Source organism: Pseudoflavonifractor sp. HCP28S3_F10 (genome assembly GCF_052065415.1).
GTDB lineage: Bacteria > Bacillota > Clostridia > Oscillospirales > Oscillospiraceae > Pseudoflavonifractor_A.
The window spans coordinates 1-21,390 of the sequence record NZ_JBQHUB010000006.1 but is presented as its reverse complement, the minus strand read 5'-3'; the positions used below and the strand labels follow the sequence as shown (position 1 = coordinate 21,390).

19 protein-coding genes and 1 riboswitch are annotated in these 21,390 nt (G+C 61.8%); of the genes, 9 read left to right on the top strand and 10 right to left on the bottom strand.

The window, feature by feature from the left end; genetic code table 11:
* Positions 1-15: 15 nt before the first annotated feature.
* The 5 genes from selA to ACTNBZ_RS04340 all read right to left on the bottom strand — a co-directional run bounded on the left by selA (position 16) and on the right by ACTNBZ_RS04340 (position 5,974).
* Positions 16-1,413: an L-seryl-tRNA(Sec) selenium transferase gene (selA, locus tag ACTNBZ_RS04360; protein ID WP_441208477.1), complete on the bottom strand. Its 1,398-nt coding sequence runs from the start codon at positions 1,411-1,413 to the stop codon at positions 16-18.
* A gap of 559 nt (positions 1,414-1,972) precedes the next feature.
* Positions 1,973-2,215, bottom strand: a complete 243-nt coding sequence (locus tag ACTNBZ_RS04355; protein WP_441208476.1) for a hypothetical protein — start codon at positions 2,213-2,215, stop codon at positions 1,973-1,975.
* Between the two features lie 526 nt (positions 2,216-2,741).
* On the bottom strand, positions 2,742-2,957 hold the full coding sequence (locus tag ACTNBZ_RS04350; protein WP_441208475.1) for a hypothetical protein: 216 nt from the start codon (positions 2,955-2,957) through the stop codon (positions 2,742-2,744).
* Positions 2,958-3,122: 165 nt separating this feature from the next.
* Complete coding sequence (gene htpG / locus ACTNBZ_RS04345; RefSeq protein ID WP_441208474.1) at positions 3,123-5,048, bottom strand: molecular chaperone HtpG; 1,926 nt, start codon at positions 5,046-5,048, stop codon at positions 3,123-3,125.
* Positions 5,049-5,233: 185 nt separating this feature from the next.
* Positions 5,234-5,974, bottom strand: coding sequence for a TraX family protein (locus ACTNBZ_RS04340; RefSeq protein WP_441208473.1), 741 nt, complete (start codon positions 5,972-5,974; stop codon positions 5,234-5,236).
* Between the two features lie 168 nt (positions 5,975-6,142).
* On the opposite strand from ACTNBZ_RS04340, the gene ACTNBZ_RS04335 reads away from it, so the two are divergent.
* The 5 genes from ACTNBZ_RS04335 to obgE all read left to right on the top strand — a co-directional run bounded on the left by ACTNBZ_RS04335 (position 6,143) and on the right by obgE (position 9,816).
* Positions 6,143-7,243: a metallophosphoesterase gene (locus ACTNBZ_RS04335; protein ID WP_441208472.1), complete on the top strand. Its 1,101-nt coding sequence runs from the start codon at positions 6,143-6,145 to the stop codon at positions 7,241-7,243.
* A 167-nt stretch (positions 7,244-7,410) separates the two neighbouring features.
* On the top strand, positions 7,411-7,722 hold the full coding sequence (rplU, locus tag ACTNBZ_RS04330; RefSeq protein WP_441208471.1) for a 50S ribosomal protein L21: 312 nt from the start codon (positions 7,411-7,413) through the stop codon (positions 7,720-7,722).
* A 7-nt stretch (positions 7,723-7,729) separates the two neighbouring features.
* Positions 7,730-8,056 carry a ribosomal-processing cysteine protease Prp gene (locus ACTNBZ_RS04325; protein WP_441208470.1) on the top strand — a complete coding sequence of 109 codons (327 nt, stop codon included), beginning with the start codon at positions 7,730-7,732 and terminating at the stop codon, positions 8,054-8,056.
* 45 nt (positions 8,057-8,101) lie between these two features.
* Complete coding sequence (rpmA, locus tag ACTNBZ_RS04320; protein WP_441208469.1) at positions 8,102-8,386, top strand: 50S ribosomal protein L27; 285 nt, start codon at positions 8,102-8,104, stop codon at positions 8,384-8,386.
* 152 nt (positions 8,387-8,538) lie between these two features.
* Entirely contained in the window at positions 8,539-9,816 is a 1,278-nt protein-coding gene (gene obgE / locus ACTNBZ_RS04315) for a GTPase ObgE (protein WP_441208468.1), read from the top strand.
* A gap of 53 nt (positions 9,817-9,869) precedes the next feature.
* Here the strand turns inward: obgE and ACTNBZ_RS04310 are convergent, their stop codons facing one another.
* The 5 genes from ACTNBZ_RS04310 to ACTNBZ_RS04290 all read right to left on the bottom strand — a co-directional run bounded on the left by ACTNBZ_RS04310 (position 9,870) and on the right by ACTNBZ_RS04290 (position 15,497).
* Positions 9,870-10,868, bottom strand: coding sequence for an ABC transporter ATP-binding protein (locus ACTNBZ_RS04310; RefSeq protein ID WP_441208467.1), 999 nt, complete (start codon positions 10,866-10,868; stop codon positions 9,870-9,872).
* Positions 10,868-11,845: an ABC transporter ATP-binding protein gene (locus tag ACTNBZ_RS04305; protein ID WP_441208466.1), complete on the bottom strand. Its 978-nt coding sequence runs from the start codon at positions 11,843-11,845 to the stop codon at positions 10,868-10,870. The genes ACTNBZ_RS04310 and ACTNBZ_RS04305 overlap by 1 nt, the downstream gene beginning before the upstream one ends.
* A gap of 16 nt (positions 11,846-11,861) precedes the next feature.
* Positions 11,862-12,731, bottom strand: a complete 870-nt coding sequence (locus ACTNBZ_RS04300) for an ABC transporter permease (protein ID WP_441208465.1) — start codon at positions 12,729-12,731, stop codon at positions 11,862-11,864.
* A gap of 13 nt (positions 12,732-12,744) precedes the next feature.
* A complete protein-coding gene (locus tag ACTNBZ_RS04295) occupies positions 12,745-13,692 on the bottom strand; it encodes an ABC transporter permease (protein ID WP_441208464.1) in 948 nt (315 codons plus the stop codon).
* A 119-nt stretch (positions 13,693-13,811) separates the two neighbouring features.
* Positions 13,812-15,497 carry an ABC transporter substrate-binding protein gene (locus ACTNBZ_RS04290; RefSeq protein ID WP_441208463.1) on the bottom strand — a complete coding sequence of 562 codons (1,686 nt, stop codon included), beginning with the start codon at positions 15,495-15,497 and terminating at the stop codon, positions 13,812-13,814.
* Between the two features lie 93 nt (positions 15,498-15,590).
* A riboswitch (Lysine riboswitch) is annotated at positions 15,591-15,755 on the bottom strand.
* Positions 15,756-16,028: 273 nt separating this feature from the next.
* On the opposite strand from ACTNBZ_RS04290, the gene ACTNBZ_RS04285 reads away from it, so the two are divergent.
* The 4 genes from ACTNBZ_RS04285 (at position 16,029) to ACTNBZ_RS04270 (ending at position 21,216) form a co-directional block, all read left to right on the top strand.
* Entirely contained in the window at positions 16,029-17,195 is a 1,167-nt protein-coding gene (locus tag ACTNBZ_RS04285) for an alanine dehydrogenase (protein ID WP_441208462.1), read from the top strand.
* Between the two features lie 397 nt (positions 17,196-17,592).
* Complete coding sequence (serC, locus tag ACTNBZ_RS04280; protein WP_441208461.1) at positions 17,593-18,675, top strand: 3-phosphoserine/phosphohydroxythreonine transaminase; 1,083 nt, start codon at positions 17,593-17,595, stop codon at positions 18,673-18,675.
* An 18-nt stretch (positions 18,676-18,693) separates the two neighbouring features.
* Positions 18,694-19,827 (top strand): 3-phosphoglycerate dehydrogenase, encoded by a 1,134-nt coding sequence (locus tag ACTNBZ_RS04275; protein WP_441208460.1) that lies wholly within the window; start codon positions 18,694-18,696, stop codon positions 19,825-19,827.
* A gap of 84 nt (positions 19,828-19,911) precedes the next feature.
* Positions 19,912-21,216, top strand: a complete 1,305-nt coding sequence (locus ACTNBZ_RS04270; RefSeq protein ID WP_441208459.1) for a DUF1015 domain-containing protein — start codon at positions 19,912-19,914, stop codon at positions 21,214-21,216.
* Positions 21,217-21,390 lie beyond the last annotated feature (174 nt).

Genomic DNA, 21,390 nt, shown 5'->3' with positions numbered 1-21,390 from the left:
AACTACCTCCTGTGCTTATCGGTTGAACAGACGGCTGAGTGCGGCTTCGATCTCGTCCCAGTCGGCGGCGGTGAGGGTGCGCACGTCCAGTACATAACGGTCCCGGCGGATGCGGCCCACGATGGGGGGCTCGCCCAGGCGGAGACGCTGCTCCAGCTGGTCCACCGTCATGGCGTGGGGCGAGAGCTCCACCACCCAGGTGGGAAGGGGAACGCCGGGCAGGCTGCCGCCCCCCACCTCGCCGTTGTCGGCGGCCACGGTGAAGGCGCAGTGGGCGCCGAACCGTTCCTCCAGGGCGGAGGCCCGGGACCGGGCCTCCCGCTCCAGCTCCTCCGGCCGGGCGCCCAGCATGGAGAGCACCGGGATGCTCCGGGCGGCCAGGGCCGGGTCCTGATAGAAGCGCAGAGTGGTCTCCAGCGCGGCCAGGGTCAGCTTGTCGATACGGACCACCCGGGCGAACTGGTTTTTCTTCATGGCCTCGATACAGGCCTTTTTGCCGATGGCGATGCCGGCCTGGGGGCCGCCCAGCAGCTTGTCCCCCGAGAAGCAGATCACGTCGGCCCCGGCGCGCATGCTGTCCTCCACCGTGGGCCCCGCGGGCACGCCCAGGGCCGCGTCGGAAAAGAGGGCGCCGCTGCCCAGGTCGTGGAACACGGGCACGCCGAATTCCCGGCCCAGGGCAGTGAGCTCACCGATGGAGACCTCCTCCGTAAAGCCGATGATCTGAAAATTGCTGGTGTGTACCTTGAGCAGGATCTGGGCGCCCTGCTCCTCAATGGCCCGGCGGTAGTCGGACAGGTGGGTCTTGTTGGTGGTGCCCACCTCGATGAGCTCGGCCCCGCTGCGGGCCATGATCTCGGGCACCCGGAAGGAGCCGCCGATCTCCACCAGCTCGCCCCGGGAGATGGCCACCTTTTTCCCGGCGGCCAGGGCCGAGAGCATCAGGAACACGGCCGCGGCGTTGTTGTTGACGGCCAGGGCCGCCTCCGCGCCGGTGAGGGAGCAGAGCAGCCGGTCCACGTGAGAGAAGCGGCTGCCCCGGGCGCCGCTGTCGATGTTGTACTCCAGGTTGGAGTAGCCCCGGGCGGCGTCATAGACCGCCCGGGCCACCGCCTCCCCCATGGGGGCGCGGCCCAGGTTGGTGTGGAGCACCACACCGGTGCCGTTGATCACATGACGCAGGTGGGGACGGCAGGCCTGCGCGGCGCGGCGGACCGTGTCCTCCGCCAGGGCGTCCAGGGTGGGAAGAGCGGCGGCCGAACCGTCCAGGATGGCCCGGCGCAGGCTGTCCAGCGCCGTCCGGGCGGCCTCCTTCAGGGCGTGGTAGGGCAGTTCCTCCTGGGCGGAGAGAATGGCAGGGTGGGCGAGGAGCACGTCCATCTTGGGAAGCTGCTGCAAAAGAGTCTTGTCCATAGGCGGGAGATCCTCCATTCACGGGAAGCGGTCCCGGTAATATATGCAGACCATGCGGAAAAGCGGCGCGGTTCACTGAGAACATTATAATGCGTACCGGACGAAGCCGCAATGCGGTTATGCGGTAAACGTTATTATAATGTCTGCTGAATAAACCGCTTTGCGGTTTATTCGTGCGGCAGCAGCCGCACAATTCGATCAAAAGGGCCATTCTCGGCCCTTTTGATCGAATTCAGGCATTGTTACAATGCGTATTTCCGATGAAGCGCCACAGCGCTTCATCGGAACGTGCAAGGTTTTTGGGCGGTTTCGCCCAAAAACCTTGCACCCGAACAAAGCTGTTTGGTCTTGTAAGCCTTGGCTTTCAAGGCCTACAGCTTTGTTCAGTACGCATTATTATAACACAGGGAGAAGGCAAGTAACAACCCCGAGCCGCCCCCTTTAAAGGAGAGAAAAGAGGGCATCGGGCAAAAAGGGACGCGGGGGCGGAAAACCGGCGCCGCGTCCTTTGCTGTCACGCATATATTTGTGAGGGGGGAAAGAGAAAAAGCAAGAATGATCAGACGGCCGCAGCCGCATGCTGCCGCAGGTCCAGGTCCACCATACGGAAGACATAGAGGGAATCGGTGATGATCTTCACGGGCTTGGTGAAATCCAGGGCGAACAGGCCCACGAAGGAGCGTGCGTCCACCTTAATGGATTCGTCCTGATTGGCGATGAACACGTCCTTATCCGCCATGCTGGCGAGACGCTGGAAGGCGGCAAGCTCTTCAATGGAATTGAATTTCTTTTCGATGACCATAAGTCATACCTCCTTGTTCGAACGAGAGTATATCACGGGGCAGATAATCAATCAATAGTAAACTTATATAAAGATGGTAGGAAATTAAAAGTGATATACAAGCAAAATAGATGGTCATATATAAAGTAAGATTAATGTAAAATGAAATTTACAGACAACAAGGAGGAAATATCGAATAAGTGCAAGAAGGAAAGTGAATTAAGGTAAAATAATGTCTACTGAATAAACCGCTTTGCGGTTTATTCGCGCGGCGGCGGCCGCGCAATTCCATAAAAACGGCTCAAAGGAGCCGTTTTTATGGAATTCAGCCATTGTTACAATGCGTATTTCCACTGGAGTACCGCGGCGCTCCAGTGGAAGGTGCAAGGTTTTTGGACAATTTAGTCCAAAAACCTTGCACTTGAACAAAGCTAATGAGCCTTGCAAGCCTTGGCTTTCAAGGCTTGCGGCTTTGTTCAGTACGCATTAAAATAAAAGGTCCGCGCCGTTTTGCGGCGCGGACCTGGTCCTGTCGTGCTGAGGATGCTTACCAGCGCTCCATCTCCTGCAGAAGCGCCGCGGAGTCGGTAACGATCTCTACCGGCTGGGAAAAGTCCAGAGCATAGATGCCCATGGGAGATTTGACATTCAGGCTGATCTCCCCGTCCAGAGAGCGGATGATAACTTCTTCGGGTACAGTGAGCGCCAGATCCCGGAGACGCTGGATGTCCTCCGTGGTGGAGAACGTCTTTGTAATGACCATCGGTGATTCCCCCTGTTGTACATTCCTGCTGTTATTATACTACACGGGCTGAAAAAGTGAAAGATTATATGAGTTTTTTTCGGCCAGTTTTGAACGAGGAAAAACAGCGCTGTTTTGGTAAAATGGCCGAGAATATTTCCTTTTCCAAAGTAAAGAATCGGAGGATCACCGCATCAGGGAGCATACCAGCTCGGTATATCGGGCGGGATCTTCGATGGGCAGGCCGGCGATGAGCAGGGCCTGATGGTAGAGCACCTCGGCGTAGGTCCTGGCCTTGTCGGGGTCGTTTTCCATGGCCTGCCGCAGGGCGGCGAAGGCTTCGGAATCGGGGTTGAGCTCCAGCACCCGCTGGGCCTTCATCTCGCCGGCGTGCTCGGGGTCGGTGCGGCGGAAGTACTTTTCCATCTCCAGGGTGACGGGACCGTCGGCCGTCATGCACACCGCGCCGGTCTTGAGGATGCGGGAGATCCGGGCCTCCTTGATCCGGTCGCCCAGGGCCTCCTTGACAAAGTCCAGCACGTCCTTGTTGTCCTGGACCTTCTTCTCGGCGTCGGCCTTCTCCTCGTCGCTTTCAGGCAGGGCGTCCTGGTCGTTCACCGATTTAAAGGCCTTGCCGTCCAGCTCGCCCAGCATGTTCATGATGAACTCGTCCGGATCCTCGGTGAGATAGAGGATCTCGTAGCCCTTGTCCAGGATACGCTCGGTCTGGGGGAGCTGAGCGATCTTGTCCACGCTCTCGCCGCTGGCGTAGTAGATATAGGGCTGGTCCTCACCCATCCGCTCCTTGTACTCGGCCAGGGTGACCAGCTTGCCCTCCTTGGAGGACCAGAAGAGCAGCAGGTCCTTCAGCAGGTCCTTGTGGGCGCCGTAGTCCCCCAGGATGCCGTATTTGATCTGGGTGCCGAAGGCCTTCCAGAACTGCTCGTACTTCTCCCGCTCCTCCTTCTGGAGCTTCATGAGCTCGTTTTTGATCTTCTTCTCCAGGTTGGAGGCGATGACCTTCAGCTGGCGGGTATGCTGGAGCATCTCGCGGGAAATGTTCAGCGAGAAGTCCTGGGAGTCCACCACGCCGCGGACAAAGCGGAAGTGGTCGGGCAGCAGGTCGGCGCACTTGTCCATGATGAGTACGCCGGAGGAGTAGAGCTGCAGGCCCTTCTCATATTCACGGGTGTAGAAGTCATAGGGAGCGTGGGAGGGGATATAGAGCATGGCCTTGTAGTCCACAGCGCCCTCGGCGCTGACGTGGATGACCTTCATGGGATCCTCCCAGTCGCCGTACTTCTCCTTATAAAACTGGTTGTACTCCTCCTCGGTCACCTCGCTCCTGGGCCGCTGCCACAGGGGTACCATGGAGTTGAGGGTCTCCCACTCGTCGTAATCCTCCCACTCGGGCTTGTAGTCGTCGCCGGCGTCCTCGGGGCGGGGCTTCTGGCGGGACTTGTGCATGAGCATGACGATGGGATAGTGGATATAGTCGGAGTACTTTTTCACCAGGTCAGCGATGCGGTACTGCTCCAGATACTCGTCATAGTGGTCATCCTCGGTGTTGGGCTTGATGTGGAGGATGATGTCGGTGCCGGCGCCCGCCTTCTCGCAGGGCTCCATGGTGTAGCCGTCCTCGCCCTCGGACTCCCAGCGCCAGGCCTCGTCGCTGCCGTAGGCCTTGGAGAGGACGGTGACCTTGTCGGCCACCATGAACGCGGAGTAGAAGCCCACGCCGAACTGGCCGATGATGTCCACGTCGCTCTTGCCCTCGCCGTTCTCCCGCTGGGCCATGTCCTGCTTGAACTGGAGGGAGCCGCTCTTGGCGATGGTGCCCAGGTTGGACTCCAGCTCGTCACGGGTCATGCCGATGCCGTTGTCCGAGATGGTCAGGGTGCGGGCGATCTGGTCGGGAGTGATGGTAATCTTGAAATCGGAGCGGTCCAGCCCCACCTGGTCGTCGGTGAGGGCCTTGTAGGCCAGCTTGTCCACCGCGTCGCTGGCGTTGGAGATGAGCTCCCGGAGGAAGATCTCCTTGTGGGTGTAGATCGAATTGATCATCAGGTCCAGCAGCCGTTTGGATTCGGCCTGAAACGCTTTCTTTTCCATGGTGTGTGCGCCTCCATATAAAAACATAATTTGTTAACCGAAATGTTAGCACTCTGAATGGATGAGTGCTAAACGTATGATAGCCCTTCGCATGGAAAATTTCAAGGGGGTTCAAAAAATGTTTACAAATTCGGGCGGACGGAAAAAGGCCCCGCCTTTCCGACAGGCGGGGCGCAGTACAGGGCTTACAGCATCCGGATCAGGCCAAGAAGCAGCAGATGTGCGGGATAGAAGGAATAGAAGAGGATACGAAGTCCCCTGCCGTGGGGCCCCTGACGGCCCCGGTAGAGCCAGATGGGGATGAGGGCCAGCAGGGCCAGCCCCTGCCGGGGCAGAAGAACGGTATGCCCGGCCAGGATGAACTGGTAACAATAGCCGCTCAGAATGTCCAGATTGATCCACGCCAGGGCCAGCGCCTGGCCGGCGAACTGCCGCCATCCGCGGCCCCGGAAGAAGTAGAAGGCCAGAACGGTGAACACCCCGGCGAAGTGGTAGTCCGCCATGGACAGAAGCCCCAGCACATAGCCCAGCGCCAGTGTGCCCGCCCCGGTCAGCAGCCGTACCCACAGCCGACCGGTGGCCCTGGCCCGTTCGTTGAGCCGGATGAGCAGCAGCGCGATGAGGAAGGTCCACAGCACGTTCTGGTGGAAGGGGTAGAAGACCGTACCGCCCATAACCAGATCAAAGGGAACCTCGGAGAGCAGAGCGCACAGCAGCAGCCGCCCCGCATAGCGGCGCAGGCTTCCGGTATGAAAGTAGCCCTCCACGATCAGAAAGGCGAAGATGGGAAAGGCCAGGCGGCCCACGCAGGTGAGCCAGTCGTTCCCCGGGACCACGGTGGCCCACAGATGGTCGCAGAGCATGCACGCCATGGCTATGACGTGCAGCGACATGGAGGTAGTCTCAAAACGGCGGCTGGATCCCATGGTGCAGCGCTCCTGTCATTAGAAAATATGGGGCATGTCCCCTTGAAGCCATGATACAATACGTCCGGTGGATCTGCAAGCCGGAACGGTATTCTGCATCCCTGCTTTTCATACCGGAAAAACTGTGATAAAATAAAAAAATTCTGACAGATAAGACGAGGTCGGGCCATGGAACTGGCAAAGGTACAAAAACTGGAGCTGCCCGCCGGGCGGCGGGTGCTGGCGGTCAGCGATATCCACGGGAATCTGGATTTTTTTCAGGCTCTGCTGAGGCAGGTGGGCTTCTGCCGGAACGACATCCTCATCATTCTGGGGGACGTGCTGGAAAAGGGCGAGCGGGGATTGGAGACCCTGCGCTATGTGATGGAGCTGCAAAAGGACTACGAGGTCCACATGCTCTGCGGCAACTGCGACAACCTGGCCTATAATTTCGTGGACGAGATCCCCGACATCCCGCCGGAATTCTACGATAACTATGTGTTCGGCTGGGGGAGGAAGTGCGTGCTCTGGCAGATGGCGGAGGAGACCGGCACACGGCTGGAGAGCCCCGCGGATTTCCCCGCCCTGCGCCGGGTGATCCGGGAGCGGTACGTCCCGGAGCTGGAATTTCTCCGGGGGCTGCCTACCATCATCGAGACGGAACGGTTTATTTTCGTCCATGGAGGCATCTTCCGGGAGGAGCACATGGAGACCCTGGCCGCCTGGCGGTGCATGAAGAACGACGATTTTCTAAGTCTTGGCAGAGCGTTTCACAAGTGGGTGGTGGTGGGCCACTGGCCGGTGACCCTGTACCGCCCCGACATCCCCGGCGCCGACCCCATGGTGCTGCCCGAGCGGCATATCATCAGCATCGACGGCGGCTGCCAGCTCAAGTGGGACGGCCAGCTCAACATGCTCATCATCCCGGACGGGACATCGGAGGAGTTCTCCTGGCAGCGGTACGACGGGCTCCCCACCGGGGTGGCCCTGGACCGGCAGGAGGCGAGCACCGGCTCCATCAACATCCGCTGGAGCGAGAACCCGGTGGAGGTGCTGGAACGGGGCGAGGAGTTCTGCCGCTGCCGCCACATCGCCAGCGGCCGGGTGCTGGATATCCTGACCGAATACATCTACGAAAAGGGCGGCGTCACCCGGTGCGAGGACTCCACCGACTACCGCCTGCCGGTGGAGCCGGGGGATGTTTTGTCCATTGTCCGCGCCACCTCCCGGGGCTGCCTGTGCAAAAAGGACGGCGTCACCGGCTGGTACGGAGGTCGGCTCCGGCGGTGAGGGGTGCAGAACACTGGGTTTCCACAAAAAAGGCACGGTTTTTCGGAAAAATGATTGACAATCCAAAAGAGCATTGATATACTATTAAAGCCGCTTTGAATGGGTCTGCAAGTGGAGTTTGCTCCCGCCCCCGATAGCGAGCCCGTAATAAAGGAGTGAAAAACAGAATGCAGGCAATCATTGTGACCGGCGGCAAGCAGTACAAGGTGGCTGAGGGCGATACCATTTTCGTCGAGAAGCTGCCCGTGGAGGCTGGCGACGCCATCGTGTTTGATCAGGTCCTGGCCGTCATCGACGGCGAGAAGGCCACCTTCGGTACCCCCGTGGTGGCCGGCGCCAAGGTGGACGCCTCCGTGGTGAAGAACGGCAAGGGCAAGAAGGTCCTGGTCTTCAAGTACAAGCCCAAGAAGGGCTATCACAAGCGCCAGGGTCATCGTCAGCCCTACACCAAGGTGACCATCGGCAAGATCTCCGTGTAATAAGGATATGACTACCATATCCTTTCACATGGAAGGCAGCCGTGTGACCGGCTTTACATGCAAAGGCCACAGCGGCTACGCCGAAGCGGGAAGCGATATCGTCTGCGCCGCCATCACCAGCGCCATCCGCATGACTGAGTGCGCCCTCAACGACGTGCTTGGCCTGGAGGCGTCGGTCAAGGTGCGGGACGACTCCATTTCCCTCAAGCTCCCCGGCGGCCTGAGTCAGACCAGCGAGAGCACCGGCCAGACCCTTTTGACCGCGCTCATGCTCTATCTCACCGAGCTGCACGAGGAGTATCCTGAAAATATTCTCGTGGTGGCGGAGGAGTGACCTCCCCGCCGCGGATCATCGACACACGTTTGGAGGTGTACGACAATGCTGAACATCGGTCTTCAGTTCTTCGCCCACAAGAAGGGCGTCGGCTCCACCCGTAACGGCCGCGATTCCGAGTCCAAGCGGCTCGGCGTCAAGCGCGCGGACGGTCAGTTCGTTCTGGCCGGCAACATCCTGGTCCGCCAGCGCGGCACCCACATCCATCCCGGCGTCAATGTGGGCAAGGGCAGCGATGACACCCTGTTCGCTCTGAAGGACGGCAAGGTCAAATTCGAGCGCCTGGGCAAGGATCGCAAGCAGGTCTCTATCGTGGAGATCGCCCAGTAATATCGGGTATTGAAAGAGCCTCGGACGGGATGCGTTCGAGGCTCTTTTTGCGGAAGAGGCGCCGCGGGACGCCGGGATGGGCGTCCTGAAACCGGACACACTAGGACACGGGGCGGCACGGCCCGCCTATTTATGAGAAGGAGGGGGCAGCTATGCCTCAATTTATTGATACCGCCCGGATCACCGTCCGCTCCGGCAACGGCGGCAACGGCGCGGTGGCCTTCCACCGGGAGAAGTACGTGGCCGCCGGCGGACCCGACGGCGGCGACGGCGGCCGGGGGGGAGATATTGTGCTCCAGGTGGACGACCATCTCTCCACCCTGATGGACTTCCGCTATAAGCGCAAGTATACCGCCGGCAACGGCATGGACGGCAGCGGCAAGCGCTGCACCGGCAGGGACGGGGAGGACCTGGTCATCAAGGTCCCCCGGGGCACCGTGGTCCGGGACGCCGAGAGCCGGGAGATCATCTGCGACATGTCCTCCGGCGAGCCCTTTATCCTGGCCCGGGGCGGCAAGGGCGGCTGGGGCAACAAGCACTTCGCCACCCCCACCCGCCAGGTACCCAACTTCGCCAAGGCCGGCCTGCCCGGCCAGACCCGGGACGTGCTGCTGGAGCTCAAGCTCCTGGCCGACGTGGGACTGGTGGGCTTCCCCAACGTGGGCAAGTCCACCCTGCTGTCGGTGGTGAGCAAGGCCCAGCCCAAGATCGCCAACTACCACTTCACCACCCTCTTCCCCAACCTGGGCGTGGTGTATGTGGAGGAGGGGGTCTCCTTCGTGCTGGCCGATATCCCCGGCATCATCGAGGGGGCCAGCGAGGGCGCCGGCCTGGGCCACGACTTCCTGCGCCACATCGACCGCTGCCGGCTCCTCATCCACGTGGTGGACGTGTCCGGCTCCGAGGGACGGGACCCGGTGGCCGACTTCGAGGCCATCCAGGCCGAGCTGAAGGAGTACAGCCCCGAGCTGGCCGCCCGGCCCATGATGGTAGCGGGCAACAAGGTGGACATCGCCGCCGACCGGACCGGACTGGAGGCCCTGAAGGCCCATGTGGAGGGGCTGGGGATGCCCTTCTTCGAGCTCTCGGCCGCCGCCCACCAGGGGACCCGGGAGCTGGTGATGGCCGCCGCCCAGCGGCTGAAGGAGCTGCCCCCCATCACGGTGTACGAGCCCACCTATGTGGAGCGGCCCCCGGAGGTGGACACCAGCGCCCCGCTGGACATCGCCCACGAGGACGACACCTGGATTGTGGAGGGACCCTGGCTCCAGCGGCTCATGGCCAACGTCAACTTCGGCGACTTTGAGTCCCGGAGCTGGTTTGACAAGATGCTGCGCCAGTCCGGCCTGTACGACCGGCTGGAGGAGATGGGGATCCAGGACGGGGATATCGTCTCCCTCTACAACCTGGAATTTGAGTATCAGAAATAACAAAACAGAAACGCCTGTGTCTCCCTTAGAGACACAGGCGTTTTTCAATGGGGTCAATGAATGTCCTCCAGCTCCCGGAAGCGGTGGCAGAGCACGGAGTGGCCGCTCTCGACCTCCTCCCACTGGGGAAGCTGGGCACAGGCATCGGTGGCGTAAGGGCAGCGGGTGCGGAAGCGGCAGCCCGAGGGAGGATCGGCAGGGCTGGGGATATCGCCCTCCAGCAGCATCCGGTCCCGGCGGCCGAAGCGGCCCACCTGTGGGGCGGCCGAAAGCAGGGCCTTGGTATAGGGGTGAAGGGGACGGCTGAAGATGGCGTCGGTGCTGCCCAGCTCCACCATCTGCCCCAGATACATGATGGCCACCCGGTCGCACAGGTGCTCCACCACGCTCAGGTCATGGCTGATGAAGAGATAGGTGAGCCCCAGCTTTTCCTGCAGCTCCCGCAGGAGATTGAGGATCTGGGCCCGGACCGACACGTCCAGGGCGGAGACCGGCTCGTCGCAGATGATGAGCTTGGGCTCGGTGGCCAGGGCACGGGCGATGACGATGCGCTGGCGCTGGCCGCCGGAGAACTCGTGGGGATAGCGGTCCATGTGGGTTTCGTTGAGGCCCACCATATTCAGAAGTTCTTTGACCCGTTTCTCCCGCTCTCCCGCTCCGGTGTAGAGGCCACGGATGCGCATGGGCTCCTCGATAATCTGCCGGACGCTCATGCGGGGATGAAGGGAGCTGTAGGGGTCCTGAAAAACGATCTGCATGTCCTTGCGCAGGGCGCGCAACTCCGTCTTGCTCTGGGCCATCAGGTCCTTGCCGTCAAAGAGGATCTGGCCGCCGGTGGGCTCGATGAGCCGGAGCACGGTGCGGGCCAGGGTGGTCTTGCCGCAGCCGGACTCGCCCACCAGACCCAGGGTCTCGCCCTGGTAGAGGTCAAAGCTGATGTGATCGACGGCCTGGACATAGCGCTTTTTCTCAAAGAACCAGCCGTTGATGGGGAACCATTTGCATACGTCCCTGGCCTGGAGCAGGATCTTGCGGTCGGCGGTCTGTTCCATTACCTGGCCACCTCCTCATACCGGAAGCAGCGGACCGTGTGTCCGTTGCCCAAATCGTAAAGCGGGGGCTTCTCGCACTGGCACCGCTCGGTGGCATAGGGACACCGGGGGGCGAACACGCAGCCCTTGGGGAAGTCCAGGGCGGAGGGCACCGCGCCGGGGATGACGTGGAGCTTCTCCCGGCTGCCCCGCTGGGGCAGAGAGGCCTTCAGTCCCTGGGTATAGGGATGGAGCGGCTCGGTGAAGATCTCCTCGGTGGCGCCCTGCTCCATGATGTCGCCGCAGTAGAGGACTACGGTGCGGGTACACAGCTCGCTGACCACGCCCAGATCGTGGGTGATGAAGGCGATGGCAGTGCCCAGCTCGTCCCGTAGCTTGCACATCAGGTCCAGCACCTGGGCCTGGATGGTCACGTCCAGGGCGGTGGTGGGCTCATCGGCAATGAGGAGCTCCGGCCGGCAGGCCAGGGCCATGGCGATCATCACCCGCTGGCGCAGGCCGCCGGAGAGCTCAAAGGGATAGCAGTCCACCCGCTTCTCGGGCATGGGGACGTTGACCATCCGCAGGGCCTCGATGGCCTGCTGCCGGGCGGCCTTCTTGTCCAGCCCCTGGTGGAGGCGAAAGACCTCCATCAGCTGGTGGCCCACGGTAAAGACGGGGTTGAGGGAGGTCATTGGCTCCTGAAAGATCATGGACACCCGGTTGCCCCGGATCTTGCGGAACTCCTTCATGGGCATGGAGAGGAGATCCTGTCCGTCCAGCTCGATGCGGCCGGTGACCCTGGCGTTTTTCTGGGTCAGGCGCATGATGGACAGGGCGGTCATGCTCTTGCCGCAGCCGGACTCGCCCACGATGCCCAGGGTCTCGCCCTTGTGGATGTCAAAACTGACGCCGTGGAGGATGTCCAGGGTGGCGGTATCGGTCTCGATCTGTACCCGCAGGTCCTGTACCCGCAGGGCGATGTTCTCGTCGTTCATGGATGGTCCGCCTCCCTTACTTCATTTTGGGGTCCAGCAGGTCCCGCAGGCCGTCGCCCAGGATGCTGATGCTCAGCACCGTGATCACGATGGCGAGGCCGGGATAGATGGCCATATAGGGGTGGGAGATGACAAAGGTCTTGGCGATGCTGAGCACGCCGCCCCAGGTGGGGATGGTGGGGGAGACGCCCACGCCCAGGAAGCTGAGGGAGGCCTCGGTCAGAATGGCGCTGGCCATGGTGGTGGTAAAGCGGATGATGAGGGGGGACACGCACAGGGGCAGGATGTACCGGAACATGATCCGCAGGTCGGTGGCGCCCATGGCCCGGGCGCTCTCCACATGCTCGCTCTCCTTGATGGAGAGGACCTGGCTGCGGACGATGCGGGCCACGCTGGGGGTGCCCACGATGGACAGGGCGATGATTACCTTGTCCACGCCGTTGCCGAAGATACAGGCCAGAGTCAGGGCCAGCAGCATCTCAGGGAAGGCGGAGATACCCTCCAGAATGCGCATGACAATCTTGTCCAGGGTCTTGTAGTAGCCCATCAGCAGGCCCAGCACGATGCCGCCGGCGGTGGACACGGCGGCCACGCAGAAGCCCACCAGCAGGGAGACGCGCCCGCCGTAGAGCACCCGGGAGAAGATGTCCCGGCCGAAGCGGTCGGTGCCCATGAAGTGGACGGCGCTGGGGAAGAGCTTCTGGTCGTAGGGGTTGACGGCGTTGGGGTCGTAGGTGGTGATGAGGGGGGCGGCGATGGACACGAAGAGGATGGCGGCCAGAACGCCGCCGCCCAGCAGGATACGGCCGTATTTCCGCAGGAAAACAGCCGCCCTTTTACGGAAAGGCCGCTTCTGGGAGGCGGAAAGCTGTGATTGACGACGCATATTCCAACCTCCCTCAATTCAGCTCGACCCGGGGGTCGAACACTTTGTAGAGCAGGTCCACCACCAGGTTGACCACGATATACACCATGGCCACCACCAGGATGATGGCCTGGACCTGGGGATAGTCCCGGCGGATCAGGGAATCGTAGGCCAGCTTGCCCATGCCGTTGATGCTAAACACCGTCTCGCACACGCAGGCGCCGCCCATGAGAGAGGCTACGTTGGTGCCCACATGGGTGATGACGGGGGACATGGCGTTCTTCAGCGCGTGCTGGTAGAGGACCACACGCTCGGCCAGGCCCTTGGCCCGGGCAGTGCGGATATAGTCGTCGCCCAGCACGTCCAGCATGGTGGAGCGGGTATAGCGGGCGATGGAGGCGATGCTCTGGAAGCCCAAAGCCGCCGAGGGCAGGATGACGCACTTCAAAGCGCCCCAGAAGCCAGCCTGGGCGATGGGGGTGTAGTACATGCTGGGCAGCCAGCCCTGGACGGCGCCGATGAAATAGGCCAGCATGATGCTGCTCCAGAACACCGGGATGGACAATCCCAGCACAGACACGCTCATCAGGAGATAGTCCCAGATGGAATTGCGCTTGACGGCGCTGATGATGCCCACGGGGATGCCCACCACGATGGAGATGAGGACACTGAGGACCATGATGAGGATGGTGGGCTCCAGGCTGGCGCGGATGTTGTCAAACACCGGCATGCTGTTGTAGAGCGACACGCCCCAGTCGCCCCGCAGCAGGTCCTGGATGTAGTGGACGAACTGGACCAGCTTGGGCTCGTTGAGACCCAGGGTCTCCCGGAGGATGGCAAGGTCGCCGGGGGCGGCGTCCTTGCCCAGAATGAGAACGGCCACGTCGCCGGGGAGCATCCGCATCAGGAAAAAGGTGATGAACACCACGATGAGAAGCACGGGGATGGCGGAGAGGATGCGCTTGACGGTGTATTTTAACACAGGATACCTTCCTCCCTTTATGGGGAAATTCTCGGCCTTTGGACCGGCCTGGTATTACCGGGAAGGCAGGGGAGGCATGACGCCTCCCCTGCCTGAAATGAGCGGTATGGTGTGAAGCCTTACTGGGCCTTGAAGTAGGAGTTCCACCAGTACACATCCACGCCCTGGCGGTCGGGGATGATGTCGGAGGAGTACCAGCACACGGTGCCGAAGTCGCCCAGGATGATGTAGGGGACCTGATCGTCCAGCAGGGCGCAGAAGTCGGCGAAGGCCTGGATGCTCTCCTCGCTGCCGGCGGCAGTGGTGCCCAGCTTGTTGACCAGCGCGGTGCGCTCAGGGGTGTCCCACATGGCGTAGCTGGCCACGAACTGGCTCAGCAGGGGGTGGAGATAGGACTTCTGGGTCTCGCGGCAGCAGATGTCGAAGTCGGCGCAGGCGGGGTCATTGTAGTTGGTCTCGTAGGTGGTGACGTCCTTCACCTGCAGGTCCACGTTCACGCCGATGGCCTTGAGCATCTCGGAGGCGGGCAGGGCGGTGGTGTAGTAGGAATCGGAGTCGGCGCACCACCAGCGGATGGTCTCGCCGTTGTAGCCGGAGGCGGCCAGATACTCCCTGGCCTTGTCCAGATCCTGGCCCATGTTGGCGTCGGCAAGCTCATTGTAGTAGGCGCTGGAGGGCATCACGGGGCAGGAGCCCACCTCATACTGGCTGGGATCGGTCTTGGTGGAGAGCAGAATCTGGTCCGCGTCCAGACAGGCCCGGACAGCCCGGCGGAAGTCCACGTTCTGCACGATGCTGCCGGAGTTGGCGGCGCTCAGGTTAAAGACGATGGTGGGGGACCAGCCGTTCCAGTTCTTGTCGCTCCAGCAGCCGGCGGCCTCCAGCTGGGGGGCCATGTCGGTGAGGATGGAGGTGGAGTAGTCGAAGTTGCCGCCGATCATGCCGTTGGTGCGGGCGGTCTGGTCGCTGGCCACGCTGCAGTAGATCTTGTCGAAGTAGGCCTTCTTGGCGGCGGCGGGGCCGGTGCCGCCGGACTCGTAGGGCACATAATCCTCAAACCGCTTCAGGGTCAGGTCCACCTCGCGGTTCCAGGTCTCCAGCATGTAGGGGCCGGTGCCCACGATCTCCGCGTCGTCGGTGATGTAGGAGTCCATGTGGGCCTGGGCAATCTCGGCGGGCATGACCTTGCAGCCGCCCTTGAGTTCGCCGATGGTGAGCAGGGCCATGGGGGCCACGTCCTTCAGGGTGTAGACCACGGTCATGTCATCCTTCACGTCGGTGGAAGCGATGTAGTCGCCGAAGTTGGCCTGTCCGCTGGTGGAGTAGACCAGGAAGCGCTCGATGGAGGCCACCACGTCGTTTACGTCCACCGTGTCGCCGTTGTGGAACTTCACGTCGGGCCGCACGGTGAGGGTGAGCTGCAGGTTGTCCTCACTGAGCTCATAGGTGCAGACACTGGCCCAGACCGAGCCGTCGTCGGCCACCTGGACCGGGGACTCGTAGATATGATAGCCGGGGGTGTAGTTCTGGTTGGTGTTGAACTGGGCGGGGTCCAGGGAGTTGGTGGCGCCGTTGAAGTTGAGCTTCATGGTGCCGCCGTACTTGGCCTCCTCGGCGGTGCTGTCCTGACCGAGCCGGTCATCGCCGGTGCCCTCCACAAAGCCGCCGGAAGCGGAGGCGGCGGGAGCAGCGGCGCCGCTGCTGGGCTGGGGCTGGTTGCCGCCGCCGTCGCAGGCGCTGAGAACGCCCATGAGCATGGCGGCCGCCATCAGGGCGCTGAGTACGCGAATGGGGGTCTTTTGCATGGTTGGTTCCTCCTTACGTAAAATAAAAGCCACGGATAATCCCACACCGGCGGAACATCCATGGCAGAATACAGGCGGCGGCCCATAAAAACAGTCAATGATAACGCTCCACGAATGTGGCAGTCTGGGGGATATTCTCCCGCAGCCCAGGCAACCGTCCCCCGGGCGGTGGACGGCCCTTCGGCGGAGCGTCCTTTCGCCGGGGGGCGCCCGCCCCTGCGTCCGGCTACTGATCCGTTCCGCGCCTCTACCATTGCATCATTGCTCCAGATACTTTTGCACGCTGAAACAATAAAACATTTGTAAAAATTTTATCAAATATGCAGTCATGTGTCAATATATACCGCTCTGTAATTTGAATTTTTCCCATTTTTATAAAGGGAATAAGAGAAAAGGAAATGAAATGTGCCGGGAATTACAAAAAAGTGCAGGAACCGCAAAGAGCCGTTGCATTTCCTGCGGACAAGTGCTATCCTTTATCTGCAAAAAAGGGCGCACAGGGCGCGCCGTGAAAGGAACGGGTGCAAAACTATGGTTTTTGGCATTCTGAAGGATATCAAGGAAGGGGAGTGCCGGGTCATCTGCACTCCCATGGAGGTCCGCAGCATCGTGGCCGCCGGGTACGAGGTGTGGGCCCAGCATGACTGCGGAAAGCTGTCCGGCTTCTCCGATGAGGATTACGCCGCCGCCGGGGCCCGGATCGTGGAGAGCATGGAGGAGATGTACGCCGGCTGCGACATGCTCGCCAAGGTCAAGGAGTTCCAGACCCCTGAATTCGGCCTGATCCGCAAGGACCAGATCCTGCTGGGCTGCATCCATCCCGCCGCCCACCCGGAGGAGGTGGACGCCCTGCTGAAGAGCGGCTGCATCGCCTTCACCGCGGAGGACGCCCACCGCTACGGCTCCCCCAACTGCGAGGCCGCCGGCAAGGCGGGCGCGCTGCTGGGCCTGGAGTCCATGATGACCGTCAACGGCGGCAAGGGCAAATACGTGGGCGGCTTTGCCGGCGCGCCCGGCATGAACGTGCTCATCCTGGGCGCGGGCACCGTGGGCCAGGCGGCCCTTCAGGTCCTCCACGCACTGGGGGCCAAGTGCACCGTCATGGACATCAACGTTGGCATCCTGCGTACTCTGATGAACCAGTACAAGGGCACCATCGACACCATGTTCTGCAACCGTGAGACCATCGCCTCCGTGCTGCCCCAGACCGACATGGTCCTCAACTGCGTCAAGTGGCCCAAGGAGCGCAAGGACTTCCTCATTGACAAGGAGATGCTCAAGCTCATGGAGCCCGGCTCCGTGCTGGTGGACATCTCCAACGACGATCCCGGCGCCATCGAGTCCAGCCATGAGACTCATTTTGACGATCCCCGCTATGTGGTCAACGGCGTGGTCCACTACTGCGTGAGCAACATCCCCAGTGCCGTGGCCAACTCCACCTCCACCGCCTATGCCGCCGAGATGCTGCCCATGATCCTCAGCATCCTCAATGACGGCGTGGCCGGCTGCTGTGAGAAGGACGGCTTCTACCGCCGCAGCCTGACGGTCTATAAAGGCAAGCTGACCCACGAGGAGACCAGCGCCATCCAGAACCGGCCCTGGATCCGGCCCGAGGACGTGCTGGGCATCGCCGGGAAACACCTGGACCCCGCGCCTCCCGCCACGGTCACCCGGTCCAACCTGTTCTACGAGAAATAAGCCTGCACCGGAAAGCCCGGCCCGGCATCCGCCGGGCCGGGCTTTCCGCATAAAGGACGATTTGAGACAATAAAATAGATAAAAGATCGACCTTACTATCTGGAAATTATGACAAAACAGACAAAAACGCAAATAGCGTCCGCCATAGAAAGCCATTAAACGATTATTTTGTTTTTCTATGCAGCAGCTAAGTAATTTTATTGCAAAAATCACGCCCATCTGTTATAATGAGTTGACAGTACAGCTGTGCCAGGCGGCGTCCCGCGGACACAGCTCCTGCAAAGACGGACCGCGCCGGCCTTAAGCCGAGGGACGGCACGGAGATCCAGTGAAAAACGGGCATGCCCTCCCGGGAGGGACGGTCCGAAATGAATCAAACGTAAAGGAGTCGATTGCAATGAGCAGAGTGTACAACTTTTCCGCCGGTCCCGCCGTGCTTCCTGAGGAGGTCCTGAAGGAAGCTGCCGCCGAGATGCTGGACTATCAGGGCAGCGGCATGAGCGTCATGGAGATGAGCCATCGCTCCAAGGTCTATCAGCAGATCATCGACGAGGCTGAGAAGGACCTGCGCGAGCTGATGAACATCCCCGACAACTACAAGGTGCTCTTCCTGCAGGGCGGCGCTTCCCAGCAGTTCGCCATGATCCCCATGAACCTGATGAAGAACGGCGTGGCCGACTACATCGTCACCGGCCAGTGGGCCAAGAAGGCCTGGCAGGAGGCCCAGAAGTACGGCAAGGCCAACAAGATCGCCTCCTCCGAGGACAAGACCTTCTCCTACATCCCCGACTGCTCCGACCTGCCCATCAGCGAGGACGCCGACTACGTCTACATCTGCGAGAACAACACCATCTACGGCACCAAGTACAAGACTCTGCCCAACACCAAGGGCAAGATCCTGGTCTCCGACGTGTCCTCCTGCTTCCTGTCCGAGCCCGTTGACGTGACCAAGTACGGCGTCATCTACGGCGGCGTGCAGAAGAACATCGGCCCCGCCGGCGTGGTCATCGCCATCATCCGCGAGGACCTGATCCCCGAGGAGACCGCCGACTACGTGCCCACCATGCTCAAGTACAAGACCCACGCCGACAACGGCTCCATGTACAACACTCCTCCCTGCTACGGCATCTACATCTGCGGCAAGGTCTTCAAGTGGATCAAGAAGATGGGCGGCCTGGAGGCCATGCAGAAGCACAACGAGGAGAAGGCCAAGATCCTCTATGACTTCCTGGATTCCAGCAAGATGTTCAAGGGCACCGTGGTCCCCGAGGACCGCTCCCTGATGAACGTTCCCTTCGTCACCGGCGACAAGGATCTGGACGCCAAGTTCGTGGCCGAGGCCACCGCTGCCGGCTTCGTGAACCTGAAGGGTCACCGCAGCGTGGGCGGCATGCGCGCCTCCATCTACAACGCCATGCCCATCGAGGGCGTCAAGGCCCTGGTGGAGTTCATGAAGAAGTTCGAGGCCGAGAACGCCTAAGACGAGGAGGACAAAAGCATGAAAGTCAGTTGTCTCAACCCCATTTCCAAGCTGGGCCTGGGCCTGTTTGACGACAAGTACGAGGTGGGCGCCGAGTACGCCGAGTCCGAGCTGGTCCTGGTCCGTTCCGCCGCCATGCACGACCTGGAGCTGCCCGCGTGTCAGCTGGCCGTGGCCCGTGCCGGCGCCGGCGTGAACAACATCCCCCTGGACAAGTGCGCCGAGCAGGGCATCGTGGTCTTCAACACCCCCGGCGCCAACGCCAACGGCGTGAAGGAGCTGGTCCTGGCCGGTATGCTGCTGGCTGCCCGTGACGTGGTGGGCGGCATCGAGTGGGTCAAGGCCAATAAGGAAGACCCCGAGGTGGGCAAGGCCGCCGAGAAGGCCAAGAAGAAGTTCGCCGGCACCGAGATCCTGGGCAAGAAGCTGGGCATCATCGGCCTGGGCGGCATCGGCATCAAGGTCGCCAACGCCGGCGCGGCCCTGGGTATGGAGGTCTATGGCTACACCCGTCACCTGACCGACGACAAGAAGGCCAAGCTCTCCGCCGAGGTCAACTGCGTGTCCGATCCCATGGAGATCTATGCAAACTGTGATTACATCTCCCTGCACCTGCCTCTGAGCGACGCCACCAAGGGCATGATCAACGCCGACGTCTTTTCCAAGATGAAGGACGGCGCCATCCTGCTCAACTTCTCCCGCGACAAGCTGGTGGACGACGCCGCCCTGGCCGAGGCCCTGGCCTCCGGCAAGGTGGGCAAGTACGTCTCCGACTTCCCCAACGCCGCCGTGGCTAACATGGACGGCGCCATCGTCATCCCCCATCTGGGCGCCTCCACCGAGGAGTCCGAGGACAACTGCGCCAAGATGGCCGTGGAGCAGCTGCGGGACTATGTGGAGAACGGCAACATCCGCAACTCCGTCAACTACCCCGCCGTCTCCCTGGGCGAGAAGGGCAGCTGCCAGCGTGTCTCCATTCTGGGCAAGGGCCTGGATGTGGACGCCGTGCTGAGCAAGCTGGACGTGGCCAACAGCACCTCCGCCGTCAAGGGCGACTACTGCTGCATCCTGGCCGACGTGAACAAGGTCTGCGACGTCTGCCTGGGCGAGGTCAAGGCTCTGCCCGGCGTGCTCCGTGTCCGCGTGATCTGATCCTGATCCCATCAAACGCCAGCCTGTCCGCCTGCCGGGTCAGGCTGGCGTTTTCCTTATCTGAATTGTAGGAGGTAAAACCCCATGAACCGCTGCACCAAAACCGCCAAGATCCTCTTCCCCCGCAAGGGCACCGACCTGCAGAAGTGGTCCGTTATCGCCTGCGACCAGTATACCTCCGAGCCCGAGTACTGGGCCCAGGCCGAGGAGATCGTGGGCGACGCACCCTCCACCCTCCGCATCACCCTGCCCGAGGTCTATCTGGAGCAGCCCGGTGTGGAAGAGCGCATCAGCAAGATCAACGCCACCATGGACCAGTACATGGCTGACGGCGTGCTGGAGGAGCTGCCCGCCGGCATGATGCTCCTCAGCCGGGACACCGGCGGCGCCTGCGCCCGCCTGGGCCTGGTGATGGCTTTCGACCTGGAGGCCTATGAGTACACCCCCGGCTCCACCTCCCTGATCCGGCCCACCGAAAAGACCGTGGTGGAGCGCATCCCGCCCCGCCTGAAGGTCCGTGAGAACGCCCCCATGGAGCTGCCCCACATCATGCTCCTCATCGACGATCCCCAGCGCACCGTCATCGAGCCGGTGTACGCCAGGGCCGCCGAGCTGGAGAAGAAATACGACGTGGAGCTGATGCTGAACGGCGGCCATCTGGAGGGCTGGTTCATCCCCGAGGGCGAGCTGACCGAGCAGGTGCAGACCGCGCTGGACGCCCTGTGCGACCGTGCCTCCTTCGAGGCCAAGTACGGCGTGGACGGCAAGGCCCCCCTGCTGCAGTTCGCCACCGGCGACGGCAACCACTCCATGGCCACCGCCAAGGCCAACTGGGAGAAGGTCAAGGCCACCCTGTCCCCCGAGGAGCAGGTGGACCATCCCGCCCGCTGGGTGCTGGCCGAGGTGGTCAACATCCATGACGAGAGCCTGCTCATCGAGCCCATCCACCGCGTGCTCTTCAACGTCTGCCCCGACTGCGTGCTCAAGGCCGCCGGCGAGTTCTTCGCCGCCAACGGCGGCAAGGCCTATGTGGCTCAGGAGCGCCCCGCCTGCGATTGCGCCCAGGTGTTCCCCTGCACCACCGAGAAGGGCGTGAGCTACCTGGTGGTGGAGAACTCCAAGTGGGCCCTGCCCGTGGCCTCCCTCCAGGCCTTCCTGGACGACTACCTGAGCAAGACCCCCGACGCCAAGATCGACTATATCCACGGCAGCGCCGCCCTGGAGAGGCTGTCCGCCCAGAGCGGCAACCTGGGCTTCGAGCTGCCCGAGCTGGCCAAGGAGGACCTGTTCCGCGGCGTGGTGCTGGACGGCGTCCTGCCCCGCAAGACCTTCTCCATGGGCGAGGCCCAGGAGAAGCGCTACTATATGGAGGCCAAAAAGATCCGCTGATCCGCGAGAGAAAGAGTACCGGCGCGTTTGTGCGCCGGTACTCTTTGCTGTCAGAGCAAACGGCGGCCCCCGGGGGCTCTTGCCCCCCGGGGGGCCGGGGTTACCGGGGGGGTGGGTTGGGTGCCACAAACGGCCCCCCGTGCCCCCGGTTTCCCCGGGGGCCTATTGGGGTCC